The sequence below is a fragment of the Flagellimonas meridianipacifica genome (assembly GCF_003001695.1).
GTDB lineage: Bacteria > Bacteroidota > Bacteroidia > Flavobacteriales > Flavobacteriaceae > Flagellimonas > Flagellimonas meridianipacifica.
Window position 1 is genome coordinate 726,815 of record NZ_PVYX01000002.1, and the last position, 12,354, is coordinate 739,168.

Consider the following 12,354-nt stretch of genomic DNA (forward strand, 5'->3'; position numbering starts at 1 on the left):
ACAGTTGGGTCAGTTGAATTGGAAAAGGAGAATGTGCTGTTTCAAATTTGCTCCATCAAATAACGAACAGCCATGAAAAACTTAGTATTCTTTCTTCTTACAACATTAGGCGCCAACATTCTATCAGGACAGACCGTGATTTCGGGAACAGTTACTGATACCAAGAATAATCCCATTATAGGAGCAAACGTATATATTGAAGGTACCTATGATGGCGCATCGACCACAGAGAATGGAAGCTTCGATTTTGAAACTTTTGAGGAAGGTACCCAAACTCTTGTGATATCCATGCTTTCATACGAAGCACATTATGAAGTTGGAGACGTGACCTATCTTAAGGAATTGAAAATTCAGCTTCGCGAAGCTGTCAATTCACTTACCGGTGTTACGTTAACTGCCGGGACCTTTGAAGCCGGGGACAATTCGAAAGTATCCGCTTTAAAACCTCTGGATATCGTTACTACTGCCGGCGCCGTTGGTGATTTTGTGGCGGCCCTGCAAACCTTACCGGGCACCACATCGGTTAACGAAGATGGTCGTCTTTTTGTTAGGGGCGGTGATGCCAACGAGACCCAAGTATTTATCGACGGGCTACGCGTTTTTCAACCTTTTAACGCAACGGCGAACAATATTCCTACTCGTGGGAGATTTTCCCCTTTCCTATTTAAGGGGATTACTTTCAGTACCGGAGGGTATTCTGCGGAATATGGGCAAGCATTATCGAGTGTACTCCTTTTAAACACAACTGATTTGCCCGACCAAGATAAAACAGACATTTCAATTATGTCAGTAGGTGGCGGTGTGGGGCATACCAAAATTTGGGGAAACACTTCTTTGAGCGTCAACACTTCCTATATTAACCTATCTCCTTATGAAGCATTAATACCTTCAACCCAGGGCATTCGTTGGAACAGCCCCTATGAATCCATTGCCGGAGAGGCTGTCTTTAGAAGAATAGGGGATAAGAGCACTTTTAAAATGTATACCGGTATCAATAGGGCGAATCTTGATATTGAACAAGAGGATATCAATTTTGATGATTTTGTCCGTTTCCAACTGACCAATAGCAATCTTTATTTCAATACCTCCTACAAGTATTTTTTTGAGAACGATTGGACCGTTACTTCCGGCGCGGCAATATCAAGGGACGGTAATGATATAGGATTGGAGGAAAGTAATGTGGATGCCCGTGAAACCGCATCACATTTAAAATTCAAATTAAGAAAAGGATTTAGCAATAGGTTCAATATCAGTTTTGGCTCAGAATTCTTTTTTAAGAACTATACTGAAGATTTTTCCGATAATACAGGCTTTGAGGCCCAAAACAATTTCGATGACCGCCTGTGGGCAGGTTTTGCGGAAGCGGATATTTTCTTCAGCAATTCATTTGCCATGAAGTTGGGCCTGCGTGGTGAACAGAGCAGCATCATTGATTCTTACACTTTGGCGCCAAGAATGTCATTGGCTTATAAAACAGGTGAAAAAGGACAGTTTTCATTGGCTTATGGAGACTTTTACCAGAACCCATTAAATGAAGTATTGCGGTTCAATCCAGAACTGAACAGTGAAAGAACATCACATTACATCTTAAATTATCAGTATTTAAATGAAGGTAGAACCTTTAGAGCAGAGGCATATTACAAGGATTATGATGATTTGGTAAAGTTTGATACGGAGCAACCTATGTTTAATTCGGATTTTTCAAACACGGGTTTGGGCTATGCAACAGGGTTGGATGTTTTCTGGAGGGACAACAAGAGTATCAATAATTTGGATTACTGGGTTTCTTACTCATATTTAGATACCGAAAGAGACTATAGAAACTTTAGGGACACCGCAACGCCCAATTTTGCCCCTGGACATAACCTGTCCATTGTAACCAAGTATTGGGTAGATGATTTGCGTTCCCAAATTGGATTATCCTACAACTATAATTCAGGAAGACCCTATGATAATCCTAACACTGAAGCTTTTTTGGCTGAAAAGACCCGTTCTTTCAACAATGTGAGCTTAAGCTGGTCATATCTGATTGACCAACAAAAGATTTTGTTTATATCCGTAAACAACATTTTAGGCTTTGAAAACATAAATAACTATCAATATGCCAACACCCCAAATGTGGATGGTGTTTTTGATAGGAGGGCCATTACTCCGGCGGCAGATAGTTTCTTTTTTGTCGGGTTCTTTTGGACCATTAGCACAGATGGTAAGAGCAATCAGTTGGACAATTTATAGAAGCTGGCCTTTACTCTATAGTGTATACCATTTGGATATCGCAACGTTCATAGGGAGAAGTAAAACCTTCCATTTCAACAAAACCTAATTTTCTGTATAACTTAAGAGCTGGTACTAACTTGGTATTACTTTCCAGGTAAACCGTTGAGGCGCCTAATTGTTCAGCCTTTTTTATAATGTGTGTACCCAAGAGAAATCCAATACCTTGACCTTGTTCCAGAGGGGAGACCCCCATTTTGGCCAATTCAAAATCGTATTGGGAATCTTTCATTTTAATCAGGGCACAAACGCCAACCACTGTTTCTCCCTTTAATGCCACAGCGATATATCCACCATTGTCCAAAATGTACTCTTTCGGGTGGTCCAAAGCTTGATAATCCATTCGTTCCATCTTAAAATATTGGGAAATCCAAGCTTCGTTCAGTTCCTTAAAATCGGAAGCATATTTCATCTCAAAAGGTGCAATCTGAATCTTATTGGGAGGCATGAATAGAAGTTTTATCGTCGTTTAGGACATCAAATTAAAAGCATAAATGGCAAACGCACAGTGTTTTGCAATGCAATTCTTAATAAAAAGAAGCGTTTTATTAATGGATGGGTGTTAGTTATGCTTGTTAAGAGTGTTAATTAACACCAGTTCATCGATAAAATTGGTTTTTTACCGAAAAAATAAATAACATTACAATAAAGTTAATAGAAAATCTCTTACAAGAAGTCCCAAACTTACTGATGAGAAAACAACATTACGACATACCTGTTCCCCCAGGTCCGCTTAACCTACATAAAAAAGAAAGGCTATGGTTAAAAAACTACTCACCCCTACACCTCATATACATAGATTGCTTTTATATGGATTGGTAGTCCTATTTTTTACAGGCAACAGCCCCCAATTTTATGCCCAAGAGGCTAATCCATATGTAAGCTATGATGTACCTTTTCAGAATCTGTTGAAATTCAATCGGTTTTTGATTAACCCTACATTTTCCACGGTAAGGGAAGACAAGACCTACGTGAACCTGTTTCATAGAAGTCAAGGAGCTGACTTTAACGATAATCGACAGAATTACTTTTTAAGTTATAGCGGTCGCATCAAAGACAACATTGGTCTGGGACTTAGTTTATACAACCAACAAGAAGGGGTGATTACCAACTTGGGTGTTATGGCCAATTATGCCCATGGCGTCCAATTGGGAGAAAAAAGCAATTTGAGCTTTGGTGTTAACATTCCTTATTATGTGAGCAGTTTTGATGCGGATAGGGCAGTTGCCTTACAAGATGACCCTGTTTTGAGTGAAGCCTCAGAAAGTGCAATTATTTCTTTCCAACCTGGTCTCAACTTATCCCTTGGAAAGTTTGACTTTGGTGTTTTTGCTCAGAACCTTTTGGACTATGACATACGTACTGGAGAGTCCTTATCGGAATTTAATGAAAAAACATTTTCAGGTCATATTCAATTTGCCCATGAATTTCAGAATGGAGCAGGAGTTTTTGAAGATGGCCGTTTGCTTCCTTTGGCTAGGGCTCGTTTTGAGGGTTCTCAAGACCCTATTTTTGGGGGAGGGTTGATTTTGGACCTTCCTAAATTAGGATGGTTACAAGGCGGATATGACCAGTTTTACGGTGTTTCTGCTGGTACCGGTTTCAACCTTAACCGAAGATTGTCCTTTGGATATAATTTTGAGAAAAACGTCAATAATAATCTCAGCAATCTAGGGGTTACCCACGAAGTATCCATTGCTTTTTCATTCATTCCAACGAAATCAGCAGCTTTGGCCTCCAATGATGAGCAAACACAGAAAGTGGTTCAAGGAACTTTTGGGGGAGATGAAAAGGAAAAGAAGAAATCATCCAAGAATAAGTTGAATGCCAAAACCAAATTACGTCCGTCCAATAAAGAGGACTTGGCATATTGGGAAGAGCAGGTAAAAAAGCTACAGGCACTACAAGAAGATAATTATGCGGTCATCAATGAATTGATTTTTAGATTGGATTCCTTGGAAGAAAATAGACAAAAGGAATTTGAACAAAGATTTGAATTGGTCATGCGCATGGTGAAACAGCAGACCGGGGATAAGAATCCTAATGTAGAAGAAGCTGCAAAAAACCTGTATTTGGCAAAAAAGACGGATTTAGATTCCCTAAAAAAGGAGTATTCAAAATCCAGTTTGGCGGAAAACAAAGAACCCAAGAAAGAAGTTAAAGGCACATTTAATGGAGGAGCCTTCAAACCCATTGAAAAGTACATCAACTTGGATGGAGTGGGTCAAGGTCATTATATTGTGGCCAATGTCTTCAAAAATGAGGCGTACCTCAAACGTTTCATGCAAAAGTTAAAGGACCAAGGTCTAACTGCAAATTATTTTAAAAATCCAGAAAACGGACTTAATTATGTCTACCTGGCCAAATATCAAGAGAATGAAGGTGCTTATGAAGCGTATCGTTCCAAGATGGATGGTAAGTACACGGATGAAATTTGGATTATGCATGTTGACAACCCAAGGTATTCCAACTGGGCCAAGAGTCAGTGGTTGGATAATGAGTAGGCGCTTAGGGGTCTGATTCTCTCATTTTTTTTGCAATGAGTTGACTCCCTGCATCGTTTCTTCCCGCAAGTTCTTCAATAATTTTATTGTGGTCCTCTGCGCGGGTCTGTGAAAGCTTATAAGCGGCTTGAATTTCTTCAATTTGTATGGTGAAACCAACAACCCCTTTTACTTGTCTCAAAGTTTTTGGGGACATATCGTGCAGGGATATGGGATTTTCCGAATCCTTTTCATATTTATCCACCAAATTATGGAGAAAGGCCATGGTTTTTTCTTCGCTCAACACCTTAAGCGTACCATAAATGTGCACTGCAACATAATTCCAAGTAGGGACCTCTTCCTCCTTATACCAAGAAGACGATACATAGGCATGTGGACCATTAAATATGCAGAGTACTTTTGAATCGGAGTCAAACCCTCTCCATTGAGGGTTAGCTTTGGCGATATGCCCTACTAGAATATCATTTCCGCCAGAGTCCTTGTCAAGTTCAAGAGGTGTATGTGTGGCCCAAGGTCTACCATCCAGCTGATTGACTAAAATGCCAAAACTGTTTTGGGCAATAAACTCCTTGATTTCGGCAACATTTTCATTTTTATAATAGTGGGGTATGTACATGTAAAACTGCTCTAAAGTTTAAAAATAACACAAAAAAGGGGAGAATAATCTAAGGTTTCATCATGTCTTCTCTGGATTCCACCTACAATTCATCCTAAGAAAAGCACAGTTCGGTATTTCCTTTTATAAGATTTCCTGCACCCATTGGATATTTGAACCTATAATCAAAAAACAAACAGTCCTTAATCCAAAACTTAAAACAAATTAAAATCAATTGAAAAGATGAAAAAAACAGTTATCGTAGCATTGTTATTTGTGGGATGGGCCCAAGCCCAAGACCAATATACCAAGGGTATGGAGAAGGCATTCTCACTATGGAAAGACCAAAAAACCACTCAGGCCTCCAATCTATTTGAACGAATTGCCATGGCCGAGCAAGACAATTGGTTGCCTCACTATTATGTATCCCAGATAAATACGATTATCTCTTTTGGAGAACAGGACAAGGAAAAACTAACACAGCAATTGGAAAAGGCCAAAGAGTTTTTGGATTTAGCCAAAGCCATATCTCCGGATAATCCTGAGTTGTTGGTACAGGAAGCTTTAATCAATACAGCTTGGATATCATTTGATGGAGCAACCTATGGAATGACATTATCTGGAAAAAATGTACAGTTGTACCAAAAGGCTATGGAGTTGGCTCCAAACAACCCGAGAGTGGTTTATTCCAAGGCTAGTTGGGATATGGGAGCTGCCCGTTATTTCGGAAAAGACACAGCTCCATATTGCAAGGATGTGGAAAGGTCCTTGGAACTTTTTGCTACCTTTAAATCTGATATTCCCTTTTATCCCAAATGGGGAAAAAAAGAAGCTAATCAGATTTTGGAGCAGTGTAAGTCATAGTTCATGAAGAAATTTCTAAAAGTTTTACGATTTTCTTTGATTATTACTTTGATAGTCGCCTTCCTAGTCATTTTTGTATTTGGGGATGGCGATTATTCCTTTGATAGTATTTTAAGGGACACAATTATCAGTTTTATTTTTTCTTTTGGTCTTACCGTGGTCAATTCGTATTACTATGATGGCTTAGATATACGATACAATTGGGAAAAAACTCCAAAAATGCGATTGCTGGTTGGAGCACTCGGTTCTTTTGTACTTACCATAATTACCTATGGAATTTTACGATATCTCATCCAACTATATTTTACTGGAATTTCGTTTATCACTTTTTTGAAAGAAGAAAGTTTTGATACCTATATCTTTCCTTTGGTAATTACTATTATTGCTTCTTTGTCTATCCATGTTTTTTATTTCTACAGGGCTTTACAGAAGCAGGAGGTAAAAAAGCAACAAATTATAGCTGGTACTGCTTCGGCACGCTTTGATGCACTGAAGAACCAATTGGACCCCCATTTTTTGTTTAACAGTCTTAATGTGTTGACCAGTCTTATTGATGAAGACCCCAGACAAGCTCAAAAGTTCACCACTTCCCTTTCAAAGGTGTACCGTTATGTTTTAGAACAAAAAAACAAGGATTTGGTAACCGTAAATGAAGAATTGGATTTTGCAAGAACCTACGTTAGTCTGCTTAAAATGCGTTTTGAAGACAGTATTGTTTTCGATATTCCTGAAAAAGCCAGTAATCCAGACGCAAAAATTGTCCCTCTTTCACTTCAACTTCTTTTGGAAAATGCAGTGAAGCATAATGTGGTTACTTCTTCAAAGCCACTGCATATAAAAGTTTTTGAAAAAGGAGGGGAGCTTTTGGTAAGCAACAATCTACAGGAAAAACAAGTGGTGAAAAAAAGTAGTGGTGTAGGGCTGCAAAACATTCAGCAACGCTATGCTATTCTTACGGATAAGGGTGTTGGTATCAATAAAACACACTCAGATTTTGCAGTGTCACTTCCAATGCTTACCCAGCAGATATCCGTTGTTATGCCCAAACAGGAAGAGTTTATAGAAGAGAAACGATACTTGAAGGCAAAAGAACGTGTGGAAACCCTAAAAGGGTTTTATGGAAACCTAATATCCTACATTTTTGTTATTCCTTTTTTGTGGTGGCTCAATTTTAGAACAACCACTTTCCTTTGGGCCATTTTCCCCACCGTTGGTTGGGGTTTTGGAGTGATTGCCCATGGCATGGAAGCCTATGGCTATAATCCGCTTTGGGGTAAGCGTTGGGAAGAGAAAAAAATTAGGGAACTAATGGAGAAGGACGATTTTTAAGGTCAAAATCACGCGAATTCTTCTACTTTTTCAATCTATCCCCTAAAATCTACAATTCGGTAAAACCCTTTTCCAAAACCTCCCAAAGATGATGAAATTTGGTATGTAATTAAAAATCAAACTTAAAACATATCAAAATGGAAAACATCACAGATTACAAGTATAGAAGAGCAAAAGAGCAAGTAGAATGCATCAAAGGGTTTTATTCGAACCTCACAGCTTATGCCATTGTAATTCCCCTATTGGCTTATCTAAATTATATGACCAGCAGTTTCCCCTGGATTATTTTCCCTGCGATTGGATGGGGGATTGGATTAGTGGGTCATTGGATGAGTGCTTATGATAAAAACCCATTCCTAGGAAAAGGATGGGAGCAGCGTAAGATTAAAGAACTAATGGAGAAAGATCAATTTTAATGTAATTTTAGAGAACTAACCAATAACGTAGCATCATGGAACCTAATACAAACGAAGCCAAATATATTAAAGCCAAGGAGCGTGTAGCCAAAATGCGTAAGTTTTATGGGAGTCTAACTTGGTATTTGGTTGTTATTACAGGTCTAGGGGCCTTAAATTATTATCTAAATGAATGGAGCTATATGTGGTTCCTTTGGGCTGCCTTTGGTTGGGGTATTGGTCTTTTTTTTCAGGCGATAAAGGCATTCAACCTGAATCCTTTTTTCGGGAAAGCCTGGGAAGAACGGAAGATTAGGGAATATATGGACAAAGAAGAGGACAACGAAATCAAAAAATGGAGATAATCATGGAAAATTTTGAAAACGATAAATTCAAGCGGGCAAAAAAAAGGGTAGACGAGATAAAAGGCTTTTACATACACTTGGCTGTCTATGTAGGTGTAAACATATTTATCCTAGCCAATATTGTTGCAAGGTCTGACTCCTTTTGGGAATGGGGCCATTTTGTAACACCAGTTTTATGGGGTGTAGGTTTGCTCTTTCATGCAGCCCATACCTTCAAATACAATCCTTTTTTTGGGAAAAACTGGGAAGAGCGTCAAATACAGAAGTTTATGGACGAGGATAGGGAGGAGGCCAAAAAGTATAGACGATAAGCTGCTGAAAAAACCACCATTACTTTTAAATTTCTTAAAAAGACATGAACGTAATCATTATTGAAGATGAAAAACCAGCCGCAAGACGATTGAACAGGTTATTGGCTGAACTCGATGTAGAGGTGTCGACCATGCTCCATTCAGTGGATGAAGCTGTGGATTGGTTCCAAAACAACCATCACCCCGATCTTATCTTTTTGGACATTCAATTATCCGATGGGTTGTCCTTCGAAATTTTTGAAATCATTGAGGTAAAAAGTGCCATCATTTTTACCACGGCTTATGATGAATATGCACTACAAGCTTTTAAGTTGAACAGCATCGATTATTTGTTAAAACCCATAGATGATGAAGAGCTTGAAAGCGCGATTAAAAAGTTTCGTGAACTGAAGCCTGAGCACCAAAAAATTTCTGTTGATTTCAACGATATAAAAAAGTTGCTGACCAACCCTTTGGAACGTGAGTACAAAAAAAGATTTACGGCTAAAGTAGGGCAGCATCTTAAGATAATAAATGCAGATGAGGTGGAATGTTTTTATAGCGAGAACAAGGGTACTTATGCGGCAACTTTGGATGGAAGAAATTATCTCTTGGATACAACTTTGGAAAATCTTGAAGAAGAATTGTCGCCACAAACTTTCTTTAGGGTAAGCAGAAAGTTTTATGTGAACATCAGCCACATAAAAGATATCATTTCTTACACAAATTCTAGGCTTCAAATTAAGCTGAATCGCTTCAACGACCAAGAAATCATTGTAAGTAGAGAGCGAGTAAAAGATTTCAAGTTATGGTTGGAGTAAGATTTTATAATAAATTGGAATTCAAATATTTAAAACAGGTAAAAAACTATTATAAGTTTTTCTTATACCTGTAAATTTAAGCCAATTTTCTAGTTTTCCTCTATTCGGTTGTCGTCAAAGGCCGAGGGCAGCAATTTAGGAATTAATTTTATAAAAATAGGCAATAAAACGGCACCACCGGGCAGCATAAAAATAGCCAATGATGGTATGGTTTTAAAAATATCCAGGAGTTGATTTTGCATTTTTCTCCGCTCCTCGGGAGTAAGTTCTTTGACCGTGGATTTGGATAAAAGTGAAACCAATTCTTTACTTTCTGTAAGTTCTTTTTTTAATCTTTTACTGTTTCGCAAAATTAATTTACTCACGTTTTTGGACATGCCTTGGTAAAACTGAAAAGCCACATTTTTATCACTTAGATACCCGATTCTTGACTTGTTTTTTTCGAAGAAATTTATAACCAAATTCATTGAGTTTTCAACCTCAATAATTGATTTTCCCAAGTCCTTTCCCAGCTCAAAAATGTAATTGGATTCTGTTAGGTCAATCGACTTATCTTCCCAAATGGTGAGACAGGCCATATCCAAAAAATAGTTCTTTTCTTCCTGGGTAAAATTTAACGCCAAAAGGTCTCGATATGTGCCATCAAAATCAGCTTCATTTAAGTCAACATAGGTTAACGAGGAAGCCAATAATTGAATGAATTTAGCATCATTTTTATTGGCCTCTTTGGAATTTAAACTATGGTAAGCAATGTTCATGGTAACATACTCGAGTAGTTTTGCATGTTCCATTCCGGATTTTTTTCCGTTGAGATACGTCCTAAAAATAAGAACATCAACAAAGAGCAAGGAATTGGTTATACTGTTTCCAAAGGCCCTACTGAAAGCGCTTCCTCCCAAATAAATGCGTGAATCAATTAGTTTTTCCAACTGGGATTCTGTGCGCTTTGCGCTCAATATCTTGTTCAAAAATGATATTTTACCCACCTCCAATGACTTATAATAAGCAAAAACAATATCCACAAAGTCATTGAAATTGTTGTTTTTTCTCTCCAATTGAAAGGTCAAATACAGTGCAACCAGTAAGTTGATTTTGGCAATCTCGTCTTCCGTTAACTTTAGTTCTGTTGATATGAGTGGGAATACATCAATATGGATTCCATATACAAAACCTATTTTTTTGAGGTGCAGATAAAGCTCATCCTGACCGGAGAGGTGTATAGGTTGTTTCTGGACCAAATGGCCAAATTTGTTTATCCAGCCTGTTGCGGAAGGGTTCATTGGTCAAGCAGGTTACACTTAGGGAGTACAAAATAGCAGATTTTTCTGAAGGAATGAATCGAAACGTATCAAAATTCTATTAAGAAAATTTTAACAATCCAATACCAAACCCTCCCTAATAAACTTCCGTAGGTAGGGGCGTATTAATATAAAATCCAAATAACAAAATGAAAAAAACAACTAAGCTTCTAACTGGGGCTTTGGCCTTACTACTGGTTTCTGCGATTTTTGTAGCAGCAGACCATATTGATGCGCCAAGTTCCACGGCAACTACATCGGATATTGCCGATTTCTTTGCCTTTGAACCTTCGGAGGGTTCAGATAACACCGTTTTTGCAGTAGACCTGCAATCCGATGTACTCCCTGAACTTCCATTTGGCAGTTTTGACGAAGATGTACTTACCGAAATCAATATTGACCTGGATGGTGATTTGATTGAAGATAGAGTCATCCAGGCCATAGCTAGAGATGGGAGAATGTATTTTTTTGGACCTGCATCACCAGCTCAAACCGGTTTGAGTAGCCAGGTACTTACTGATTCTCCCCTTGGGGATGTTGAGATTTCAGACGCAACACCCGTGGTAGAAACTACTGCTAGCGGTGTTTCTTTGTTTGCTGGACCTAGGCAAGACCCTTTTTTCTTTGATTTCTTTCAATTTAATGCCGTGATTTCTCCAGAACTGGATTCTGCAGTAGGAGGATTTTTGCCCTCGGATGAGGCGACAGATACTTTTGACGGAGCCAATACACTCTCTATAATCATTGAAATTCCAAACTCGCTCTTAGGTTCTCCAACCGCTACTAATCCTTTGGGTCTGACGGTATACAAAACATGGGTGACCACCAATAGAAAACAATAACTACTAATTGAACATAAAGATGAAAACACAACTGATAAAGATATTTTTTGCCTCATTTTTAATGGGACTCTTGACGGTGTCCTGTAATAATGATGATGACGTTATGCTACCGGATGATATGGGAATGGAAGATGATGGAATGATGATGGAAGATGATGGTATGATGGGAGTTGACTTTTCTGGAACTTTCGCTCAAGTAGATTATATGGGCAGGCCGGGAATTAATACCACGTTGAGCTTTGATATGGAGGGACAACCTAGTGTAAAAGATGCACATAACGTGACCATCCCCTCCGAAATGGTTGCCACTTTCCAGCCTGGATTCCAAGCACGATTGGAGCAATATCACGATGTATATGCCTTGAAGTTGGGATTGGACCCTATGGCGGTGGATTATGAAAACAACATTTTAGGCCTTACCGCTGAGCAACTGACCACTGTCCTGGCCGCAGATGCTTTGGATGTGGCTCCAGATTTACCAACAACGTACTTTAATCCAGGAACGGATTTCGATAATGATGGAATCATTTTGGTTCCTGATGGTGATGAAGTGGCATTAACGGGAAGAACTCCTAGTGACGATATAATTGATGTTTCATTGATTCTGTTCTTTGGTGGTGCCCAAGGGGATAGGTTCAGCGGACAGGATCTGGATGATGATGGTACTGCCGACCTTCCTCGATTAACATCGGATGGGGTTGGATTGACTGCCGATATCTCGACTGATTTCCCTTATTTGGGAGACCCTGAATAGGAAATTGCTATGAAAGAGAGGGG

General features: G+C 38.8%; 13 protein-coding genes. 10 read left to right on the forward strand and 3 right to left on the reverse strand.

Going from position 1 to position 12,354, the window contains the following annotated elements:
- Positions 1-72 precede the first annotated feature (72 nt).
- The gene (locus CLV81_RS13320; RefSeq protein ID WP_106145594.1) at positions 73-2,235 is read left to right on the forward strand and encodes a TonB-dependent receptor; all 2,163 of its coding nucleotides are present in this window, start codon (positions 73-75) and stop codon (positions 2,233-2,235) included.
- A 10-nt stretch (positions 2,236-2,245) separates the two neighbouring features.
- On the opposite strand, the gene CLV81_RS13325 is transcribed toward CLV81_RS13320, so the two are convergent.
- Entirely contained in the window at positions 2,246-2,722 is a 477-nt protein-coding gene (locus CLV81_RS13325; protein ID WP_106145595.1) for a GNAT family N-acetyltransferase, read from the reverse strand.
- A 310-nt stretch (positions 2,723-3,032) separates the two neighbouring features.
- Here CLV81_RS13325 and CLV81_RS13330 point away from each other — a divergent pair, with 310 nt between their 5' ends.
- Positions 3,033-4,778 carry a PorP/SprF family type IX secretion system membrane protein gene (locus CLV81_RS13330; protein ID WP_106145596.1) on the forward strand — a complete coding sequence of 582 codons (1,746 nt, stop codon included), beginning with the start codon at positions 3,033-3,035 and terminating at the stop codon, positions 4,776-4,778.
- A gap of 4 nt (positions 4,779-4,782) precedes the next feature.
- On the opposite strand, the gene CLV81_RS13335 is transcribed toward CLV81_RS13330, so the two are convergent.
- Positions 4,783-5,394 carry an FMN-binding negative transcriptional regulator gene (locus CLV81_RS13335; RefSeq protein ID WP_106145597.1) on the reverse strand — a complete coding sequence of 204 codons (612 nt, stop codon included), beginning with the start codon at positions 5,392-5,394 and terminating at the stop codon, positions 4,783-4,785.
- Positions 5,395-5,616: 222 nt separating this feature from the next.
- Here CLV81_RS13335 and CLV81_RS13340 point away from each other — a divergent pair, with 222 nt between their 5' ends.
- From CLV81_RS13340 to CLV81_RS13365, 6 genes are all read left to right on the forward strand, one after another.
- Positions 5,617-6,237, forward strand: a complete 621-nt coding sequence (locus CLV81_RS13340) for a tetratricopeptide repeat protein (protein ID WP_106145598.1) — start codon at positions 5,617-5,619, stop codon at positions 6,235-6,237.
- Between the two features lie 3 nt (positions 6,238-6,240).
- Positions 6,241-7,566, forward strand: a complete 1,326-nt coding sequence (locus CLV81_RS13345) for a 2TM domain-containing protein (RefSeq protein WP_106145599.1) — start codon at positions 6,241-6,243, stop codon at positions 7,564-7,566.
- 137 nt (positions 7,567-7,703) lie between these two features.
- Positions 7,704-7,982 carry a 2TM domain-containing protein gene (locus CLV81_RS13350; protein WP_106145600.1) on the forward strand — a complete coding sequence of 93 codons (279 nt, stop codon included), beginning with the start codon at positions 7,704-7,706 and terminating at the stop codon, positions 7,980-7,982.
- 35 nt (positions 7,983-8,017) lie between these two features.
- Positions 8,018-8,326, forward strand: coding sequence for a 2TM domain-containing protein (locus CLV81_RS13355; RefSeq protein ID WP_106145601.1), 309 nt, complete (start codon positions 8,018-8,020; stop codon positions 8,324-8,326).
- Between the two features lie 2 nt (positions 8,327-8,328).
- Complete coding sequence (locus tag CLV81_RS13360) at positions 8,329-8,637, forward strand: 2TM domain-containing protein (protein WP_106147553.1); 309 nt, start codon at positions 8,329-8,331, stop codon at positions 8,635-8,637.
- 44 nt (positions 8,638-8,681) lie between these two features.
- Positions 8,682-9,437 (forward strand): LytR/AlgR family response regulator transcription factor, encoded by a 756-nt coding sequence (locus CLV81_RS13365; protein ID WP_106145602.1) that lies wholly within the window; start codon positions 8,682-8,684, stop codon positions 9,435-9,437.
- A gap of 89 nt (positions 9,438-9,526) precedes the next feature.
- Here the strand turns inward: CLV81_RS13365 and CLV81_RS13370 are convergent, their stop codons facing one another.
- Positions 9,527-10,717: an LETM1-related biofilm-associated protein gene (locus CLV81_RS13370; protein WP_106145603.1), complete on the reverse strand. Its 1,191-nt coding sequence runs from the start codon at positions 10,715-10,717 to the stop codon at positions 9,527-9,529.
- A 167-nt stretch (positions 10,718-10,884) separates the two neighbouring features.
- Between CLV81_RS13370 and CLV81_RS13375 the strand changes: the two genes are divergently transcribed.
- Together CLV81_RS13375 and CLV81_RS13380 are read left to right on the forward strand one after the other, a co-directional pair.
- Positions 10,885-11,577 carry a DUF4331 family protein gene (locus CLV81_RS13375; RefSeq protein ID WP_106145604.1) on the forward strand — a complete coding sequence of 231 codons (693 nt, stop codon included), beginning with the start codon at positions 10,885-10,887 and terminating at the stop codon, positions 11,575-11,577.
- Between the two features lie 19 nt (positions 11,578-11,596).
- A complete protein-coding gene (locus tag CLV81_RS13380) occupies positions 11,597-12,331 on the forward strand; it encodes a hypothetical protein (RefSeq protein WP_245912020.1) in 735 nt (244 codons plus the stop codon).
- Positions 12,332-12,354 lie beyond the last annotated feature (23 nt).

Bases quoted from the DNA above. Each gene is read 5' to 3' on its own strand.
- CLV81_RS13320 (WP_106145594.1), top strand. From the start codon at position 73: ATGAAAAACTTAGTATTCTTTCTTCTTACAACATTAGGCGCCAACATT.
- CLV81_RS13325 (WP_106145595.1), bottom strand. From the start codon at position 2,722: ATGCCTCCCAATAAGATTCAGATTGCACCTTTTGAGATGAAATATGCT.
- CLV81_RS13330 (WP_106145596.1), top strand. From the start codon at position 3,033: ATGGTTAAAAAACTACTCACCCCTACACCTCATATACATAGATTGCTT.
- CLV81_RS13335 (WP_106145597.1), bottom strand. From the start codon at position 5,394: ATGTACATACCCCACTATTATAAAAATGAAAATGTTGCCGAAATCAAG.
- CLV81_RS13340 (WP_106145598.1), top strand. From the start codon at position 5,617: ATGAAAAAAACAGTTATCGTAGCATTGTTATTTGTGGGATGGGCCCAA.
- CLV81_RS13345 (WP_106145599.1), top strand. From the start codon at position 6,241: ATGAAGAAATTTCTAAAAGTTTTACGATTTTCTTTGATTATTACTTTG.
- CLV81_RS13350 (WP_106145600.1), top strand. From the start codon at position 7,704: ATGGAAAACATCACAGATTACAAGTATAGAAGAGCAAAAGAGCAAGTA.
- CLV81_RS13355 (WP_106145601.1), top strand. From the start codon at position 8,018: ATGGAACCTAATACAAACGAAGCCAAATATATTAAAGCCAAGGAGCGT.
- CLV81_RS13360 (WP_106147553.1), top strand. From the start codon at position 8,329: ATGGAAAATTTTGAAAACGATAAATTCAAGCGGGCAAAAAAAAGGGTA.
- CLV81_RS13365 (WP_106145602.1), top strand. From the start codon at position 8,682: ATGAACGTAATCATTATTGAAGATGAAAAACCAGCCGCAAGACGATTG.
- CLV81_RS13370 (WP_106145603.1), bottom strand. From the start codon at position 10,717: ATGAACCCTTCCGCAACAGGCTGGATAAACAAATTTGGCCATTTGGTC.
- CLV81_RS13375 (WP_106145604.1), top strand. From the start codon at position 10,885: ATGAAAAAAACAACTAAGCTTCTAACTGGGGCTTTGGCCTTACTACTG.
- CLV81_RS13380 (WP_245912020.1), top strand. From the start codon at position 11,597: ATGAAAACACAACTGATAAAGATATTTTTTGCCTCATTTTTAATGGGA.